The sequence below is a fragment of the Streptomyces sp. NPDC045778 genome, assembly GCF_056431945.1.
Window position 1 is genome coordinate 218,096 of record NZ_JBWKJZ010000004.1, and the last position, 18,288, is coordinate 236,383.

Annotated in this window: 9 protein-coding genes; all 9 read right to left on the bottom strand. The window is 73.8% G+C overall.

The genetic code is table 11. From position 1 onward, the window contains the following. Window positions 1-57: 57 nt before the first annotated feature. Window positions 58-1,887: a GMC oxidoreductase gene (locus AC07GB_RS07040; protein WP_478842403.1), complete on the bottom strand. Its 1,830-nt coding sequence runs from the start codon at window positions 1,885-1,887 to the stop codon at window positions 58-60. 73 nt (window positions 1,888-1,960) lie between these two features. After that, a complete protein-coding gene (locus AC07GB_RS07045) occupies window positions 1,961-3,577 on the bottom strand; it encodes a succinic semialdehyde dehydrogenase (RefSeq protein WP_478842405.1) in 1,617 nt (538 codons plus the stop codon). A gap of 134 nt (window positions 3,578-3,711) precedes the next feature. Next, entirely contained in the window at window positions 3,712-5,421 is a 1,710-nt protein-coding gene (locus tag AC07GB_RS07050) for a serine/threonine-protein kinase (RefSeq protein WP_478842407.1), read from the bottom strand. Between the two features lie 78 nt (window positions 5,422-5,499). Further along, window positions 5,500-7,239, bottom strand: coding sequence for a serine/threonine-protein kinase (locus AC07GB_RS07055; protein WP_478842409.1), 1,740 nt, complete (start codon window positions 7,237-7,239; stop codon window positions 5,500-5,502). A gap of 171 nt (window positions 7,240-7,410) precedes the next feature. Beyond that, window positions 7,411-9,102 carry a serine/threonine-protein kinase gene (locus tag AC07GB_RS07060; protein ID WP_478842411.1) on the bottom strand — a complete coding sequence of 564 codons (1,692 nt, stop codon included), beginning with the start codon at window positions 9,100-9,102 and terminating at the stop codon, window positions 7,411-7,413. Between the two features lie 146 nt (window positions 9,103-9,248). After that, window positions 9,249-10,817: a serine/threonine-protein kinase gene (locus AC07GB_RS07065; RefSeq protein WP_478842690.1), complete on the bottom strand. Its 1,569-nt coding sequence runs from the start codon at window positions 10,815-10,817 to the stop codon at window positions 9,249-9,251. Window positions 10,818-11,079: 262 nt separating this feature from the next. After that, a complete protein-coding gene (locus AC07GB_RS07070; protein ID WP_478842413.1) occupies window positions 11,080-13,815 on the bottom strand; it encodes a protein kinase in 2,736 nt (911 codons plus the stop codon). 243 nt (window positions 13,816-14,058) lie between these two features. Continuing rightward, window positions 14,059-16,347: a serine/threonine-protein kinase gene (locus AC07GB_RS07075; protein ID WP_478842415.1), complete on the bottom strand. Its 2,289-nt coding sequence runs from the start codon at window positions 16,345-16,347 to the stop codon at window positions 14,059-14,061. Window positions 16,348-16,575: 228 nt separating this feature from the next. After that, window positions 16,576-18,282, bottom strand: a complete 1,707-nt coding sequence (locus tag AC07GB_RS07080; RefSeq protein WP_478842417.1) for a glycerol-3-phosphate dehydrogenase/oxidase — start codon at window positions 18,280-18,282, stop codon at window positions 16,576-16,578. Window positions 18,283-18,288 lie beyond the last annotated feature (6 nt).

The window sequence follows — 18,288 nt, forward strand, 5'->3', positions numbered from 1 at the left end:
TGGGGCCCAGGAGGACCGGAAGCACCCCGAGGCCATGGAGCCCCCGGGGGCCCCGGCTCACCCCTTGGGCGGCACCACCGGCACCCCGAGGAACGGCAGCCGCAGCGCCCCGAAGGCGTCCGCCGGAACCGCCGGGGACTTCGGCTCGACCGGCGCGAGACGCACGTACGCGGCCCCCTGCGCGGGACGCGGATCGGTGCCGCCCTTGTTCGGCCAGAACGACATGGCGCGCTCCGCCTGCGCGGTGATCGTCAGCGACGGGTTCACGCCGAGGTTCGCGGACACCGCCGAGCCGTCGACGACGGAGATCCCCGGGTGGCCGTACAACCGGTGGTAAGGGTCGATGACCCCCGTCTCCGGGGAGTCGCCGATCGGGCAGCCGCCCAGGAAGTGCGCGGTGAGGGGGGTGCCCATCAGCTCGCCGACGTTCGAGCCGGGGAAGCCGTTGATCTCCTCCGCGATGAGGGTCGCGGCGCGGGTCGCCTCCGGGATCTGGTCCGGGTTGGGCGCGCCGTGGCCCTGCCGGGCCGTCAGCAGGCCCTTGCCGAGGCCCTTCTCCTTGCGGTACGTCGTCAGCGAGTTGTCCAGGGTCTGCATGACCAGGCCGATGATGGTGCGCTCCGACCAGCGGCGGTTCGACAGGGAGCGCAGGGTGAGCACCGGGTGGCGGGCCGAGTTGGCGAGCCAGCCCGCGACCCGAGCCTTGCCGCCCTTGGTGGTGTAGGGCACCTGGAACAGGGTGAGGCTGCCCATGGCGTTGGACTTCTTGCCGTAGCGGACGGGCTCGATGTGGGTGGTGCTGTTCGGGTGGATGGACGAGGTGATGGCCACGCCCCGGCTGAAGTCCGCCCGGCCTCCCTGGGCGCTCCCGTGGCGCTTGCGGTAGCGGCGGTCGGAGGTTTGCGCGCCCACCAGGGCCTCGGAGTTGGTGCGGGTCAGCTCGCCGAGGCGCCCGGAGACACGCGGCAGCAGATGGCTGTCCTTCATGCGGTGCAGCAGCGTCTGCGTGCCGTAGGTGCCCGCGGCCAGGACGACCCGCCGGGCCCGGAACGTGTGTCCCTTGCCCTTGCGCTTGTTGTCGGTGGGCAGCGTGGCCACCGCGTAGCCGCCGCGCGAGTCCTCGGTGAGGGTGACCACCGTCGTCATCGGGTGGATGACCGCGCCGGCCTTCTCGGCGAGGTACAGATAGTTCTCCGTGAGCGTGTTCTTCGCGCCGTGGCGGCAGCCCGTCATGCACTCGCCGCACTCGGTGCAGGCCCGGCGCGCGGGGCCCGCGCCGCCGAAGTACGGGTCGGGAACTTCCGTACCCGGGTCGGCCGTTGACTCACCGGTGGCGTCCCGCCCGTCACCGAAGAAGACACCGACCGGTGCCATGTGGAAGCTCTCGCCCACTCCCATGGCCTCGGCGGCCGCCTTGAGATGGACGTCGGAGGGAGTCGTCGTTGGATTGAGCCGCACCCCGAGCATGCGCTTGGCCTGCTCGTAGTACGGACGCAGCTCGTCCTGCCAGTCCGTGATGTCCTTCCACTGCGGATCGTCGAAGAACGCCGCAGGCGGTACGTAGAGCGTGTTCGCGTAGTTCAGCGATCCGCCGCCCACGCCCGCGCCCGCCAGGACCATCACGTTGCCGAGCAGGTGGATGCGCTGGAGGCCGTAGAGGCCGAGAGCGGGCGCCCAGAGGTAGTTCTTGAGGTCCCAGGAGTTCTTCGGCAGGGTGGCGCGCGTGAAGCGGCGGCCCGCTTCCAGTACGCCTACGCGGTAGCCCTTCTCCGTGAGCCGCAGCGCGGCCACGGAGCCGCCGAAGCCGGAACCCACGACGAGGACGTCGTAGTCGTACCCCTCGCTGCTCTCTCCGCCCTCGCTCCGGACGGAGTTCTCCTGTGGCATCGGCTCTCCTCGCAATCCGCGGGCTGTCTGTGGCTGGTCGCGCGGTCCCCCGCGCCCCTTCGGGGCGCTGCCGTCAGCGCAGGCGCAGTGCCTTCATCACCTTCAGGCTCGTCGTCATGAACTGCGCGTACTTCTCGTCGTCCATGCCGAAGGACGGCGCCAGCGGGATGAGGCGCTGGTGGGCCACGGTCTGTGCCTCGGTGTACTTCAGGATGCCCTCGGAGCCGTGGCGGCGGCCGAGGCCCGAGTCCTTCATGCCGCCCATGGGCGCCTGCACGCTGCCGTAGGCGGGCGCGAAGCCCTCGTTGACGTTGACGGTGCCGGTGCGCAGGCGGGCGGCGAGGGCGCGGCCGCGCTTGCCGTCCTTCGTCCACACCGAGGAGTTCAGGCCGTAGGGCGTGGCGTTGGCCAGCTCCACCGCCTCGTTCTCGTCGGTGAAGCGGTAGACCGAGACGACCGGGCCGAAGGTCTCCTCCGTGCACACGGCCATGGGCGCCTCGACGCCGTCGAGGATCGTGGGCTCGTAGAAGTACGGGCCGATGTCGGGCCGTGCCGTGCCGCCCGCGACGAGCGTGGCGCCCTTGGCGACGGCCTCGTCGACGTGCCGCCGGGTGGTCTCCAGCTGCCGCTCGCCGACCAGCGAGCCCATCTCGGCGCCGTACGCGAGCGAGCACCCGAGCCGCATCGCCCTGGTACGCGCGGCGAACCGCTCGACGAACGCGTCCGCGATCGACTCGTGGACGTACAACCGCTCGATGGAGATGCACAGTTGGCCCGCGGAGGAGAAACAGGCGCGCACCGCGCCCGCGGCGGCCTTCTCCACGTCGGCGTCGTGCAGGACCAGCATGGCGTTCTTGCCGCCGAGTTCGAGGGAGACGCCGACGAGCCGGGCGGCGGCGCCCGCGGCGACCTCGCGCCCGGTGCGCGTCGAGCCGGTGAAGGAGACGTAGTCGGCGTGCTTGACCAGCTCGGGGCCCACGACGGGACCGTCGCCGAGCACGACCTGGAACGCCTCGGCGGGCAGGCCCGCCTCGATGATGAGGTCCCGGGCCCACAGCGCGGTCAGGGCGGTCTCGGTGTCCGGCTTCATGACAAGCGCGTTGCCCGCGACGAGGGCGGGCAGAGCGTCGCCGATGGACAGCTCCAGGGGGTAGTTCCAGGGCGCGATCTGGCCGACGACACCGCGAGGCTGGCGCAGCTCGGTGACCTTCGTCAGGGCCGGTACGACACCGGTGTGGCGCTTGGGGTTCAGATAGGCGGGGGCGCGGCGGCCGTAGTGACGGGCCGCGACGACGACGGCCTGGATCTCCTCGTGCGCGTGCAGCCGCGCCTTGCCCGTCTCCAGCTGGATCAGGTCGAGGGCCTCGCCCTGGCGCTGGAGCAGCAGGTCGTGGAAGCGCAGGAGCACCGCGGCGCGCTGCCGCACGGGCGTGCGCGCCCAGGCGATCTGCGCGGTACGGGCCCGCTCGAAGGCGGTGGCGACGTCATCGGGCGTGGACTCCGGCAGCTCGGCCAGCCGCTCGCCGGTGAGCGGCGTGTGGTTGGCCGTGCGGCCCGAGCCGAGCACGTCGCGGGTGAGGTGGGCGACCAGCTCCGGCGTGACCACGTCGGCGGCGGTGCGGGCGCCGCGCGGGGCCTGAGCGATCGGGTTCGTGCCGAGGGGTGCCGCGGGGGCCTGCGAGTCCGTCATGACGGTGAGCGTATGCCTGAGCGGAGGCTTTGGGTACCCATGGGTAACGGGCTTTCACCGGTCTCGCACGTGGGCGCGACCACCCCCCGGCACCGCGCCAGTGCCCGCTGGCAGCAAAGCCGCTGATCAGGGCGTTAACCGGAGTCGGCCGCGTCCTTGCCCACCTTCAGACGCTCCCGCGCGGCCTTGAAGAGAGCGGTGCCCCGCTTCTCGTGCGTGGCGACTCCCTTGGGCATCCGCACCATCAGCTCGTAGGCCTCCCCCGCGTCGGTGACGATCATCAGCCGCATCTCGCGGGTGACCGCCGCCCGGCCCGCGTTGCCCCCGCCGTCCTTGTACGTGGCGTCCTTGTACGTGGCGTCGAGCAGCGCCGCGCCCTGGCCGTGGAAGCTCGTCGGGGACATGGTCGTGGTGGCCTCGTCGTAGGGCGGTCCCTCGTACTCCTGACGCTCCTCGTCCGCCCAGGCGAGGGCGTTCTTCGCGGGCGCCTTCGCGGGTTTGGTGAACCGCAGAACGACCCGGCCGCCCGGCTCGGAGTACTCGACGGCCGACTCCCCGGGATCGCGGACGACCTCGGTGTAGGAGGCGGGCACGGAGACCTCGGCGGACAGCTCGCGCTCCTTGTGGGCCTTCCAGCGGGTGCCGGACGACGTCGGAGCCGGCCCCTCCGGCGTCACCTCCTCGGGCGGGAACACACCGCCCTCGCCGACCTCTTCGCCGGAGACCGACTCCGCGTCGTACGTCTCCCCGCCGTCGCCGTCCGCCATGGAGGTGCCGAGCCAGACTCCGCCGCCGACGAGCAGGGCGCCCACCAGGGCCGCGGCGAGCAGGGCGGGGGTGCGGCGGCGGGGCGCCGGCGCGGGGCTCTCACGGCCGCCCCTCGCCGGACCGGTGACCTCGCCCGCCGGGTCCCCTTCAGCGGGCGCCCCCGCCGGGTCCCCTTCAGCGGGCGCCTCCTCCTCGGACTTTGGACGAGGCGTGGCGCGCCGGGGCGGCTCGCCCTCTCCACGCGCGGCGCCTCCGGGCGCCTCCGCCACCTCGCTGAGCGCCGACGCCACCTCCGCCGCGGTCGGGCGCTCCTGCGGGTCGCGGTGCAGCAACCTCTCGATCAGTGGCCCCAGTTCACCCGCCCGCTCGGCCTTCGGGACCTCCGCCGAGAGGACGGCCGCGAGGGTCGACTCCAGCGACGTACGGCGGAACGGGGACCGGCCCTCCACGGCCGTGAACAGCAGGACACCGAGAGACCACAGGTCGGACGCCGGGCCCGCGCCGGGGCCCGACATGCGCTCGGGCGCGATGAACTCCAGCGAGCCGACGAACTCGCCGCTGACCGTCAAGGACTCCTCGCCCTGGATGCGGGCGATGCCGAAGTCGGTGAGCACGACGCGGCCGTGCGGGCCGAGCAGCACGTTCGCGGGCTTCACATCGCGGTGCACGATGCCCTTGGCGTGCGCGGCCGCGAGCGCGCCGACCAGGGCGAGGCCGATACGGGCGGACTCGGCGGGCGTGAGGGCGCCACGCCTGAGCACCTCGTGCAGCGACTCGCCCCGGACCAACTCCATGACGATCCACGGCAGTTCGTCCTCGCCGGCGACCACGTCGTGGACGGCGACGGCCGCCGGGTGCTCGACCCGCGCCGCCGCCCGCGCCTCGCGCCGCAGCCGGGCGTACGCGCGCCGCCGCTCCTCGCCGTGCGGGTCGCCCGGAAGGCGCGGCTCCTTGACGGCGACCTCGCGGTCCACCAGCTCGTCGACGGCACGCCACACGGTGCCCATGCCCCCGGAGCCGATGCGCTCGACGAGCCGGTAGCGGCCCCCGATCACACGTCCGCCCTCAGTACTCATGTGTCATGAGTACCGTGCGCGGACGCGCGGGGGCCACCCCGGTGATCGTCCCGTGACCGAGCGTCAGCGCCCCGCGCGTCAGGGCTTGCTGATCTCCAGGTCCTCGATGGCCTTCCTCGCCACCTCACGGCCGCGCTCGGTGAAGTCGCTCTTGGCCGGGTAGTCGATCCACAGCTTGTACATGTCTCCGGACTTGGTCCGGTAGTAGAAGATCGTGGCCTCGCGCGGGTACTCCGTCTCGCTCTCCTTGTTCGTGTACGGGATGACGTTCTCCGCGGACTGGCTGCCCTTGTAGTCGCCCTGCGTGGTCTTCTTGCCCGGCCGCAGCGCGTCCGGGCTCAGCGACGAGCCGAGTACCGAACTGCCCTCGTCCAGGGCCTTCATGTCCTCGTACGCCTCGGCCATGGAGGTGCCCGCGATGTAGTTCAGGTCGTCCTCGGCCTTCTTGTCCAGCGTCAGCGTCACCGAGATCTGGCCGCTGGAGTCCCGGTAGGAGACCCAGTGCTCCTTCGGCGCGGCGTCGTCGCCCGGCATCCATGTCGCATAGCCCTTGGGCGCCCACACCGTGGCGCCGAGCTTCTTCTCGTCGTGCTTCTCCCACTCGCCCGCGTCCGAGGAGTCGCCGCCGAACGGGTTCACGGCGACGAGCACGCCCGCCACCACCACCGCGGCCACCGCGGCACCGATCGCCACGAGCGCCTTGCGGCCGAGGAACACGCCCCCGCCGCGCGCCGCCGGGTCGCCCGCGACCGTGACCACCCGCGTCGGCGGCAGCTGCGGGGGCTGCGGCGGCCGTACGGCGTCTTCGAGGAGCCCCCGTACCCGCGCCGCGTTCGGGCGGTGGCCGGGGTCCTTGTGCAGCAGGCCGTTGATGGCGTCGGCGAGCGGGCCCTGCGCGGAGGCGGGCGCCGCGGGCGTGGCGTTCAGGACGGACTGGAGCGTGGCGGGCGTGTTGCTGCGGCGGAAGGGGGACACGCCCTCCGTCGCCGCGTACAGGACGACGCCGAGCGACCACAGGTCGGACGCGGGGCCGGGACGCTGGCCGAGGACGCGCTCGGGGGCGATGAACTCGGGCGAGCCGACGAAGCCGCCGGTGTCCGTCAGGTTCGTCTCGCCCTCGATCTGGGCGATGCCGAAGTCGGTGAGGACGACGCGGTCGTGGTCGCCGAGCATCACGTTGTCCGGCTTCACGTCGCGGTGCAGGATGCCCGCCGCGTGCGCCGCCTCCAGGGCGCCGAGCACTTCGAGGCCGACGCGCGCCGCCTCCCGCGCGCCGAGGGTGCCCTCGCGCAGAGCGGCGCCGAGCGAGCGGCCCCGTACGAACTCCATGACGATCCACGGCTGGCCGTCCTCGACGACGACGTCGTGGACGTTCACGACCGCCGGGTGGTCCAGGCGGGCCGCGGCGCGGGCCTCGCGGCGCATCCGCTCGAAGGCGTTGGCGCGCTCGCGCTCGGGCAGGTGGTCCGGGACGCGCGGCTCCTTGACGGCCACCTCGCGGTCCACGGTCTCGTCCTTGGCGCGCCACACCGTGCCCATGCCGCCGTGGCCGAGCTTGGAGAGCAGCCGGTACCGGCCGCCCACGAGACGGCCCGCGCCCGGCTCGGACCGAGCGGTCGGCACGGACGGCGTGGAAGGTGCGGCAGGCGTGGAAGGTGCGGCAGGCGCCGACGGCGCCTGCTGGTCCGGGACGACCTGCGTCGGCTCGGCGTACGGATTGGGGTACGGCGTCCCACCCTGCTCGCCGGGCCGTGGCGGTTGCAGCCCATAACTGGTGGTGTCGTGCGGGCCGTAGGAGGATCCCCCGTCGTTACTCATGGACCCATGACTACCTTGCCGGGCGTGTCTGATTCCAGCCGGGGCCCCTAGTTGTGACCGGGGTGATGCACGGACCGGGAACTCACGCCCCCACCAGGCCCTGAGCCCACGGCCGCCGCGCGCGGACCACCCCGTACGGCCCCGCGTACGACCCCCGCGTACGGCGACCCGTCAGCGGCGTACGAACGTGTCGACCGCGGTGTCGAAGTACCGCCGCCCCCGCCCGGCTTCGGACAGCGGCGCCGACACCCACACCTCGTACATCCGCCCGCCTTCCTCCCAGCACAGGTCGTAGGTGCGCCGCGCGCCCCGCTCCGCGCCGCGGCCGTCCCGGGTGAACTGCCACAGCGCTGCGGGGCGGCCGTTGCGCGTGGTCTCGGTGACCTGCCCGTCGCGGTAGCCGGGGCTGCGCGCGGGGCCCTCGGCGTGCGCGCGGCGCTGGGCGGCGGGTGGGCCGCCGGGCACCGGGTCCGCGGCCTCGATGCCGACGCGGAAGGCGCCGTCGGGTGAGGTGTAGTAGGTGCGCGGCCCGTCCGTGGTGCGCCGGTGGTCCGCGGGCACGGCGAGCGCGAAGCCGCGCGGGTCCGTCGCCAGGCGGTAGCCGCGCGGCGCGTCCGGTGTGGAGGGCCGCACGGAGTCCGGGGTCTTGGTGACCGTGGAGGTGGCCGTGGGCCGGGGGGCGCTCGGGGCCGCGGTGCCGGGCACGTCCAGCGAGGCCGACGTGGCCGGATTTCCCCCCTCCCCTTCGCCGTCGCGGCCGAGCAGGAGCGCCGCGGCCGACACCGCACCGCCCGCCACGGCGGCGACGAGGACGGCGGCGACGAGCATGGTGCGGCCCTGCCGGCGGTTCAGCCGCCGCGGCCGGCCCGCCGGTCCTGGCTCGTAGGGGTCCGCCGGCAGCGGGAGCAGCACCGCGGCCCTGGTCCGCGGGTAGCGCGGCAGGTCACGCGGGGTTGGTGGATGGCGTCCCGGGCGTAACGCGGCGGACAGCAGACCGGGGCCCGGCCGGTCCCCGTTGAGCCGCGGCATCGATCCTGTCACGACGTACGTCCGCAGCAGCCGCTCGGCGGCGGTCGCGTCGAGCCGTCGCTCCGGGTCGCGTTCGAGCAGGCCGAGGACGACGGGCGCGAGCGGCTCCGCGGCGGGCGGCGGGTTGATCTCGTCGAAGACGACGGCGTGCAGCACCCCGCCGATCGAGTCGCGGCGGAACGGCGACTCGCCGCTGACCGCCGCGACGAGCAGCGCCCCGAGCGACCACAGGTCGGACGCGGGCCCGGTGCGCTCGCCGGACATCCGCTCGGGCGCGGTGTACTCCGGCGAGCCGACGAACGTCCCGCTCTCGGTGAGCGTCGTCGCCCCGCTGACCTGCGCGATGCCGAAATCCGTGAGGACGACGCGCCCGGTGGCCTCCTCGATGAGCACGTTGGCGGGCTTCAGGTCGCGGTGCAGGATCCCGGCGGCGTGCGCGGTCCGCAGCGCGCTGAGCAGATCGAGGCCCACCCGGGCCGCCGCGTGCGGGCCGAGCGGCCCCGAGCGGGCGATGCGCCGCGCGAGCGACACGCCGTCGACGTACTCCATGACGAGGTACGCGTGGCCGTCCTGGACCACCACGTCGTGCACGACCACGATGTGCGGATGCCGCAGCCGCGCCACCGCCCGGGCCTCGTGCAGGGTGCGCTCGCGCTGCCGGGCGGCCTCCTCGTCGGAGAGGGTCTCGTCGACCTCCAGCTCCTTGACGGCGACCCGGCGGCCGAGGAGCTGGTCGCAGGCCCGCCACACGACACCCATGCCACCCCGGTCGAGCCGCGCTTCGAGGCGGTAACGACCGGCGATCACACGGGTGCTGTCACCCAGGCTCCCCATGCGGCCATCATGCCCCAGAGGTGTGGCCATCGATCCGGGCCGCGGTGAGCGGGGCCGGAGACCGGCCAGTTCAGGCCGCCTGCGCGGCGCGCAAGGGGGCGCGTACGGCGCCCGCGCGGCCGGGGGAGGCCGACTCGCGCGGTGCCCTACTCGCGCCAGCCGCGCAGCACCGCGTCGAACTGTTCCCGCGTCTTGTCCCAGCTCTTCTCGGGGCCCGACATGTAGATCACGTACTCGACGCCGTCCCGGCTGGTGTACATCTGCTCGATGGCGCGCCGGGGGCCCCTGGTCGTGTCGTTCGAGCCCGCCGTCCAGCCGAACTCCCACAGCGCGCCCGGCCGGCCGTGGAAACTGTTCGAGTTCAGGTGCAGGCGCCGGTAGCCGGGGAGCTTGAGCTGCCGCTCCAGGTCGAGCTGGTGGGCGTAGGGGCTGTCGAAGTCCGGGGTGCGGTCGATGGCGATGCGGACGAAGTGGCGGCCGTTGTCCGGCGTGTAGTCGATCTGGCTGCCGTCCACGCGCCGCGACCAGCCCTTGGGCAGCATCAGGCTGAAGCCCTCGGCGTCGCGCACCCGCTCCCAGTCGGCGGGGATGCCGCCGACGACCTTGCCGCCGTCCTCGCCGCTCTTGCCGCCCGTCTCCTTGCCTGCCTCCGCGCGGGTGCGGTCACCGCTGTCGCCGCCGTCGCCGTACTGCAAGTACCCGAAGACCGCGCCGCCGCCGAGCAGCGCCGCCGCCGCGACCAGCGCGAGCCGCCTGGCCCAGCGTCCCCGCCCTGACGCCGCGGGGGCGGCGGGGGCCATGGGCGTCACGGGGGCCGTCTGCGGGGCGGTCGTGGGCTGCGGCACGGGCGGCGGCAGCCGGTCGGCCCGCGTCGGTACGTACGCCGGTGCCGCGCTGGGCCTGCGCCCCTCCGCGGCCTCCGCGAGCATCTGCTCGGCCTCGTCCGCGCTCGGCCGCGCGCTCGGGTCCTTGCGCAGCAGCGCGGCGATGACCGGCCCGAGGGCACCGGCGTGCGCGGGCGGCGCGGGCTCCTCCGTCACCACGGCCTGCATGGTGCCGAGCGGGGAGGTGCGGCGGAACGGCGAGCTGCCCTCCACCGCCGTGTACAGCGTCGCGCCGAGCGCCCACAGGTCGGCCGCGGGCCCCGGGTTGGCGCCGCTGACCCGCTCGGGCGCCAGGTAGTCGACGGACCCCACCACTTCGCCGGTGCGCGTGATGGTCTTGTCGCCCTCGATCGCCGCGATCCCGAAGTCGGTGAGCAGCACCCGGCCGTCGTTCGAGAGCAGGACGTTGCCCGGCTTGATGTCGCGGTGCAGGACGCCCGCGCCGTGCGCGGCGCGCAGGGCGCGCAGCACCCACAGGCCGATGCGGGCGGCCTCGCGCGCCTCGACGCGGCCCCGCTCCTTGACCGCGTCGGCGAGCGAGCGGCCCTCGACCAGCTCCATCACGATCCACGGCCGGTCGTCGTACTCGAGTACGTCGTGGACGGTGACGACGGCGGAGTGGTTGATCTGCGCCTGGGCCCGCGCCTCCGTCTGCGTGCGCGTCAGCAGGATCGCGCGGTCGGCCTCCTGCACCCACTGGGCGGCCGTCAGTTCCTTGACGGCGACGGCCCGGTGCAGCACCTCGTCCCGCGCACGCCATACCCGCCCCATGCCACCGCTGCCGATGGACTCACCGAGCCGGTAGCGGCCGGCGAGGAGCAGGCCCTGCATCTGATTCACGTTCCCCCGCAGTTGGTCTTGACAGGGCCCAGGTTGACAGAGCCAAGGGTAAGGAGGCGTGGGGAGGCAGGGAACGGGAGGGGGTGATCGGAAGCCGCACTGTGACGGATACGGCTCCGGTTCTCCGCCGCGTCCTCACGATTCACCGCGGTTTCCCCGCGGTTTTCCCCTGGTCTCCCCGGATTCCCCGCGTGCGGAGGGGTCACTTCCCACGGTGAGGCACGGTCAGCCGGACCCTCGCTGCGAGGGCCGGTCAGTCGAGGGCCTGGTACGACTTCGTCGCCTGCTCGTACAGCCGGTCCACCTCGTCCCGCTCGGCTTCCGGGCCCCGCACCTGCACCACGTGGTACTTGCCGTCCACGATCAGCGCGAGATTGCGGACGAAGACCTCGGTGCCGTCGGGGCCCTGCCAGGTGAACTGTCCCTCCGCCATGGCGCGACCGCCCACGTCGACCCGGCGCATCCCGCTGGAGGTGGCCCAGGACGAGTCCCGGAACGGCTGGAGCTCGCGCTCGTCCTCCTTCTGGTACTTCATCGGGTCCGTGCCGTAGTCCCCGGTGCTGTCCCGGCCCGGGACGACGAGCAGCTCGAACTTGCCGTGTGTGTAGAGGACTTGCTCCCGGCCGTTGATGGGCCGGCGCTGCCAGCCGCTGGCCACGGCGACGCGGAAGCCCTCCGCGTCCTTGCGCAGCGTGAAGCCCGGGGCCAGGTCGGGCGCGGTGGTCTGCGGCTCCTGCGAGCCGGGGGTCTCCTCGTCGTCGGGTGACTTCCCCGACTCGTCCTCGCCCTCGCCGTCATTCTTGTCGCTTCCGCCCGGGTCGCCGTTCCCAGCGGGGCGGTCGTCCGGGGCGGTGCTCGACTCGCCCGCGTTCCCGGCGCGCCCTGCGCCCTCGTTCTCGTCGGCCTTGGGCATGAACAGCATCGCGTACGTCACCGCTGCCACGAGCCCGGCGAGGATCACCAGGAGCAGCACCCGGCCCAGCGAACGCGGCCCTTGCGCGGGGCGCGGCTCCCGCTCCGGCCGTGGCACCCGCACCGGCTTGGTGTCCCGGGCACGCTCCCGGCCGCGCTTGTGGCGGCCGTGGCCGCCGCCCGTGGCGACGGGCGCGGGCGGGCGCCGCTTGCGCACGACCTCGCCCCGGCGGCGCACGACGGGCAGCCTCCCGCCGTCGTACGGCGGCGCCGGGACCACGTGCGTGCCCGCGTCCGGCTCGGGCGCCGACCGCACCAGGGAGCGCAGCCAGCCGTTCAGCTCCTCGAAGTCGATCCGCTCGGTCGGGTCCTGACGCAGCAGCGACTCCACGACCGGCCGCAGCGGCCCGCACTCCTCGGCGAACGCGGGCGGCTCGGCGCACACCATCTGCACCAGCTCGGCGGTGCTCTCCTCCGGATACGGCGCGTGGCCCTGGACGGCGCGGAAGAGCAGCGCGCCCAGCGCCCACAGGTCGGTGGCGGGCCCGATGGGCGCGGCGAGCTGCCAGTTCTCGTGCACGGGGCCCGCCTGCTCGGGGGCCCACCGCTCGGTGACGGCGCCGACGACGGTCATCCGCGCGTGCCGGGCCCGCTCGGCGGCGAGCGCGGTGGCGGGGCCGCGCCGCGGGCGCCGCTCGGCCGCGGGGTCGTCCCAACGCCCACTGAGCGCACGCCCGTCCGGCTCGGATCCCTCGTATTCCTCGGATCCCTCGTATTCCTCGTCGGCCGACGAGTCGTACGCGTCGTGGGCGTCGTGTGGGTCGTGTGGGTCGTGTGGGTCGTGTGGGTCGTAAGCACCGTGTGCGTCGTACGCGTCGTCCGTCCTGCCGTACGTGTCGTCGTCCGGCGGGGCCTGTCGCTGCGGCGGCGCCGACCGCTTGGCCAGGCTCGGGGCACGGGATTCGCCCTGCGCGGGCACCGCGGTGCGCGGCATGGCGCCGTGCCACTGCTTGCGCCCGCCGCTGTCCCAGCTCTCCCGCGCGCCGTTGGTCCCGCGCCCGCCGCCCCGCACCCCGTACGGGTCCGCGATCCGGCCGGTGGCGCTCTCGGCCTCCGCCTCGCTCACCTGGGCCGCCGCCCGGGCCGCGCCCGCGCGGTACGCGGCGATCGCACCGGCGCGCGCCGCCCGCAGGTCGGACGCGTAGTCGGGCTCGGGGCCGGCTTCCGGCTCGTAGGCGGGATCGGACTCGTACGCGGGACCGGGCTCGTACGCGGGGCCCGGGGCGGGCGCGTAGGGCGGGTCGGGCCCGTACGGCGGGTCGGGCTCGTACGCGGGCTCCGGGGCCGTCTCCGTGCCCCGGGCCTCTTCCTCCGCGAGCGCGCCCGCGGGCTCCGTGAAGCCGGAGAAGTCCTCACCCTCGGGCCGCGGGTCGTACCCGCACAGGGCCTCTTCCGCCGCGCCCGCCGCGAGCCCCGTGAGGAGCACGCGTCCGTCGTCGCACACGAGCACCGTGCGCGCGGTGATGTTCCGGTGGACCCAGCCGTGCGCGTGCAGGACGCGCAGCGCGGTCACGACGTCGGCGGCGACCTCAGCCGCGCGGAACGGGTCAAGCGGCTTGTCCGCGAGCAACGCCGCGAGCGGCCGGGCCCCCACCAGCTCGCTCACTATCCACAGCGAGCCGTCCTCCGCGAACACGTCGAAGACCTGGTCAAGGCGCGGGTGGTCGGGGATGCGCGCGGCGGCCTGCGCGGCCTCGATGGCCCGGCGCACCGCGGGGTCGCTCGGCCTGCGCGTGGCCCGCGTGCCGGGGCGCCGGGGGGTCCGTGCGCCGGAGCCCGCGCTCCTGAAGCCCTCGGGCAGTCCGCCGGGCAGGACGTCGCTCAGGTCGCCGTCGCCGAAGCCCTCGTCGCCGACCACCTCCGCCTCGACGACCTCGGGCAAGGGCACCTGCCTGACCAGGACTTCCTGGCCGCTGTAGGTGTCGAAGGCGCGGGTCTCCCGGAACTCGTACTCGTCGGCCGGCGGCAGCGGCAGGCGGTAGCGGTCGGCGAGTACCCGTCCCGCATAGTCGTCCACGATGCCTCCCCCAACCGCCCGGTGGTCAATTCCGTTCGTTTTACGGCTCGTTGCGCTTGCTTACCCTCCGCAAGCACTCACGATACGTCCCCAGGCCTGACCTTATTGACGGGATGCCAGATCTCACCGGATCGTCAACCGCCGGTTCCGGCTCACCTCGGGGTCCGCTCGCGGATCACCCACGGGGCGCTTCCCAAGTCACCGCGCAGGCACCGCGCAGGGGCTCCTCGGGTGACCGCCCGGTCACTTCTTGGGCTCGAACGTGCGCGTGAAGGTCCGCCAGGTGTCGCGGCGCTGGTCATCGTCCCAGCCGTCCGCCTTCGACGTGTACATCATTCCGTAGCCGAGACCGCCGTTGACCACGAAGCCTCGGTCCACCGAGCGGTACTTCGTGCCGCCGTCGACGTAGGTGAACTCCCAGTCGGCCGTGAGCCAGCCGCGGAAGTCCACCTTCTCTATTCGGATCCGCTTGTACGCCGCCCGGCGCATGCCCGACTCCTGGTTCTTCCAGTCCGCCACCGGGTCGTCCTTGGGCGTCGTGGTCCAGCCGATGAGCAGCCGCTGGTCGTCCGGGCCCGTGAAGCGCGCGCCCGCGCGGTCCGTGGTCCTGAACTTCCACCCCTTGGGCAAGCCGATCGAGAAGCCCTGCGGGTGCTTGTGCGTCGTCTCGGCGCCGTCCTTGCCCTTGTCGCCCTTGCCCTTCTCCTTGCCGCTCCCGCCTATGGGAGCGCCCTGGCCCGCGCTGTCGTCCTTGCCGGAGTCCTGGTCCTGGCCGTCGCCCTTGCCCTGGTCGCCCTTGGCGCCGTCGTCCTTGCCCGAGCCGCCGGACTTCTCCGCGTCTTCCTTGTCTTCCTTGCCCTTGCCTTCGCCGCCCGCGGTCGCGCCGCTGGAGGCCGAGCTGTCGCCGCTCTTGCCGTCCTTGCCGCCCTCGTCGCCGTTCAGCGCGAAGGCGAGCACCGTGCCGAGCACGGCGAGCACGACGACCACCGCGATGACCACCAGCGTGCGCCGGGGCACCACGTCCGTGAGCGGTGCCCTGGCGGGCGGCCTGGGCGGCGTCCCCGGAGGCGTCCCGGGCTGGGCGGGGACCCGGGCCCCGTGCGGGGAAGCGCCGCCCGTCGCGGTCGAGTTCGCTCCGCCACTGGCGTGGGCGGCACCGAAACCGGTGGCCGTGCCCGTGCTCGCGCCGGGGCCCGCCGGGGTGACGCGGGTCGTCGCCGGGCCGGCCGCGGCTCGGGCCGACACACCAGCGCTCGCGGCAGCACCGGGGGCGCGCTCGCCACTGCCCAGGCCCGCGCCTGTGCCGGCTCCCGTGCCCGTCGTACGGTTCCGCGGAGTGACCGCTCCGCCCGTGGCTCCGGCAACCGGGGCCCCGGTCGTGCCCCCGGCCGGGGTGTCCGTCGCGGGCGCGCCGCTTCCCGTGCCCCGGTCCGCGGCGGGGCCGCCGAGCGCGGTGGCGCCGCCCGCCGCCGCGGCTCCCGCGCCCCGGGACGCCGTGGCCGCGGCCGCCTTCTTGCGCACCGAGCGGAACGCGCCCTTCAGCCGCTCCGCCGCCTCCTCGCCCTTACGGCCACCGGAGGTCCCGGGCGCCTGCGCGGGCACCGGGGGCACCGGCGGCAGCGGCACGACCTTCGTGGCGTCCGCCGGGTCCTCGGGGCGCTTGTCCACCGAGCCGTCCGGGGCGTTGATCACTTCCTGGAGCAGGGTCCGCGCGCCGGCGTCGTCGAGCCGCTGCTCGGGGTCCTTGGCGAGCAGGCCGTAGATGACCTTCTCCAGCAACGGACCCGCGTTCTGCGGGGGTTCGACGGCCTCGGTCATGACGGCGGTGAGCGTCGCGATGGCCGAGCCCTTGTCGTACGGCGGCACGCCCTCCACCGCCGCGTAGATCAGCCCGCCGAGCGACCACATGTCGGCGGCGGGGCCGGGCTTGTGGCCGCGCGCCCGCTCCGGCGAGATGTACGAGGGAGCACCGACGAGCATGCCCGTCGACGTGATGGACGGGTCGCCCTCGACCTGGGCGATGCCGAAGTCGGTGAGCACCACCCGGCCGTCCTCGGCGATGAGGACGTTGGACGGCTTCACGTCACGGTGCAGGATGCCCTCGCGGTGCGCGGAGCGCAGCACGTCGAGCACGGCGAGCCCGACCTCGGCCGCGCGCCGCGACGTGAGCAGCCCGTCCTCGCGGACGGCCTCGGCGAGGGACTTGCCCTCGACCAGCTCCATCACGATCCACGGCCGGTCGTCCTCGTCGACCACGTCATAGACCGTCACCGCGCCGGTGTTGCGGATCCGGGCGATCGCCTTGGCCTCGCGGAGGGTGCGCGTGATGAGGCGCCGCTTCTCCTCCTCGTCGATGCTCGAGGGGAAGCGCAGCTCCTTCACGGCGACCGTGCGGCCCAGCGTCTCGTCCTTCGCCCGCCAGACCGTGCCCATGCCGCCCCGGCCGAGCACGTCACCGAGCCGATACCGGCCCGCGAGGAGACGCGCGCTCTGATCCTGACGGGCCCCGCCCGTCTGCTCCGCCTCCGACATGCGTCCCCTCAACTACCCGCACAACCCGCCCTGACAGAGCCTTCATTGTCCCTCACCCGAGGACCGGTCAACGCCGCGGGTCGGATGTCCCACATGGTGGACTTCGTCGCCACGCGAACCCCTGCGCACCACCCCAAACCCCCCTGGCCATACCCCCCTTGGCCACCCCCTCCGGTCAAATCCTCCGATCTCCGGCGTGTCCTTCCTTGACAACGCCGGGCCCGCCCCCTACAGGGGCACGATGTCCGGCGCCCCGAGGCGGGCCGCGTCCGCCGTCAGGTCGTCCGGCTGGCGCTGGGACTCGCGCTCGGCCTCCACCCGCTTCTCGTAGTGCTGGACCTCGCGCTCGACCTGGTCCTTGTCCCAGCCGAGCACGGGCGCCATCAGCTCGGCGCACTCGCGGGCGCTGCGCGTGCCCCGGTCGAAGGTCTCGATGGAGATGCGGGTGCGGCGGGTGAGCACGTCGTCCAGGTGCCGGGCGCCTTCGTGCGAGGCCGCGTAGACGATTTCGGCGCGCAGATAGTCCTCGGCCGCCTGCAACGGGGCGCCGAGCGAGGCGTCGGCCTCGATCAGCTCGATGACCTCCTCGGCGAGCGAGCCGAAGCGGTTCAACAGGTGCTCCACGCGCACCACGTGGAGGCCGGTGCGGGCGGCGATGCCCGCGCGGGCGTTCCACAGCGCTCGGTAGCCCTCGGCGCCGACCAGGGGGATGTCCTCCGTGACGCACTCGGCGACGCGCTGGTCCAGGGCGTGCACCGCCTCGTCCACGGCGTCCTTGGCCATCACGCGGTACGTCGTGTACTTGCCGCCCGCCACGACGACGAGGCCCGGCGCGGGGTGCGCGACCGTGTGCTCCCGGGAGAGCTTGCTCGTGGCGTCCGACTCCCCGGCGAGCAGCGGGCGCAGGCCCGCGTACACCCCTTGGACGTCGTCTCGGGAGAGGGGGACCGCGAGGACCGAGTTCACATGCTCCAGGAGGTAGTCGATGTCCGCGCTGGAAGCCGCGGGGTGGGCCTTGTCCAGGTCCCAGTCCGTGTCGGTGGTGCCGACGATCCAGTGCCTGCCCCAGGGGATGACGAACAGGACGCTCTTCTCCGTGCGCAGGATCAGGCCCGTCGTCGAATTGATCCGGTCCTTCGGTACGACCAAATGGATGCCCTTGGACGCCCGGACGTGGAACTGGCCGCGCTCGCCGACCATCGCCTGGGTGTCGTCGGTCCACACCCCGGTGGCGTTCACGATCTGCTTGGCGCGGATCTCGTACTCCCCGCCCGCCTCGACGTCCTGGACACGGGCGCCGACGACCCGCTCGCCCTCACGGAGGAAGCCGGTCACCCGCGCGCGGTTGGCGGTCTTGGCGCCATAGGCCGCGGCGGTGCGCACGAGGGTGGCCACATAGCGGGCGTCGTCCATCTGCGCGTCGTAGTACTGCAAGGCTCCGACCAGGGCGTCCCGCTTCAGGCAGGGGGCCACGCGCAGTGCGTGACGCCGGGTCAGGTGGCGGTGCATGGGCAGGCCTCGGCCGTGGCCGCGCGCCATCGACATCGCGTCGTACAGCGCGACGCCGGATCCGGCGTAGAGCCGCTCCCAGCCCTGGTGCTGCAAGGGATACAGGAACGGCACCGGCTTCACCAGGTGCGGGGCGAGGCGCTCCAGGAGCAGGCCGCGCTCCTTCAGGGCCTCTCTGACCAGCGCGAAGTCCAGCATCTCCAGATAGCGCAGGCCGCCGTGGATGAGCTTGCTCGACCGGCTCGACGTGCCCGACGCCCAGTCCCTGGCCTCGACCAGGCCCGTGGTCAGGCCGCGCGTCACGGCGTCGAGCGCGGTGCCCGCGCCGACCACACCGCCGCCCACCACGAGGATGTCCAGCTCGCGCTCGGCCATGCCCGCGAGTGACTCGGCACGCTCCGCCGGCCCCAGAGTCGCTGTCCTCACCGCTGC

Excerpts from the sequence above, each read along its gene's own strand:
- AC07GB_RS07040 (WP_478842403.1), bottom strand. The coding sequence starts at position 1,887 with ATGCCACAGGAGAACTCCGTCCGGAGCGAGGGCGGAGAGAGCAGCGAG.
- AC07GB_RS07045 (WP_478842405.1), bottom strand. The coding sequence starts at position 3,577 with ATGACGGACTCGCAGGCCCCCGCGGCACCCCTCGGCACGAACCCGATC.
- AC07GB_RS07050 (WP_478842407.1), bottom strand. The coding sequence starts at position 5,421 with ATGAGTACTGAGGGCGGACGTGTGATCGGGGGCCGCTACCGGCTCGTC.
- AC07GB_RS07055 (WP_478842409.1), bottom strand. The coding sequence starts at position 7,239 with ATGAGTAACGACGGGGGATCCTCCTACGGCCCGCACGACACCACCAGT.
- AC07GB_RS07060 (WP_478842411.1), bottom strand. The coding sequence starts at position 9,102 with ATGGGGAGCCTGGGTGACAGCACCCGTGTGATCGCCGGTCGTTACCGC.
- AC07GB_RS07065 (WP_478842690.1), bottom strand. The coding sequence starts at position 10,817 with ATGCAGGGCCTGCTCCTCGCCGGCCGCTACCGGCTCGGTGAGTCCATC.
- AC07GB_RS07075 (WP_478842415.1), bottom strand. The coding sequence starts at position 16,347 with ATGTCGGAGGCGGAGCAGACGGGCGGGGCCCGTCAGGATCAGAGCGCG.